Here is a 283-nt window from a genome sequence, read left to right on the forward strand (position 1 = left end):
CGCCGAGGAAGACGATGTGCCAGGCTCTGTTTCGGACGCGGTTTGGTGTGATGTGGCCACGATGATTGTCGAGATCGAACGCCACATCCGCGGGTTCAAGGCCGCCGAAATTATCCGCGACGGCTTTGAGGTGGTTATCCTCGGCGCGCCAAATGCCGGCAAGTCCAGCCTGTTCAATGCACTCGCCCAGCGAGAGGCGGCGATCGTGACTGACGAGCCGGGGACCACCCGGGACCTACTGGAAGTGGCGCTTGATCTGAACGGGATGCGCGTTCGGGTCGTC

General features: G+C 62.2%; 1 protein-coding gene. It reads left to right on the forward strand.

The genetic code is table 11. The annotated features are described in order from the left end of the window. Positions 1–283 (forward strand): GTPase (locus EN859_RS37505; protein ID WP_189502606.1); only part of this gene is annotated, 283 nt, incomplete at both ends.

The organism is Mesorhizobium sp. M00.F.Ca.ET.216.01.1.1, from assembly GCF_004010325.2.
Lineage (GTDB): Bacteria > Pseudomonadota > Alphaproteobacteria > Rhizobiales > Rhizobiaceae > Mesorhizobium.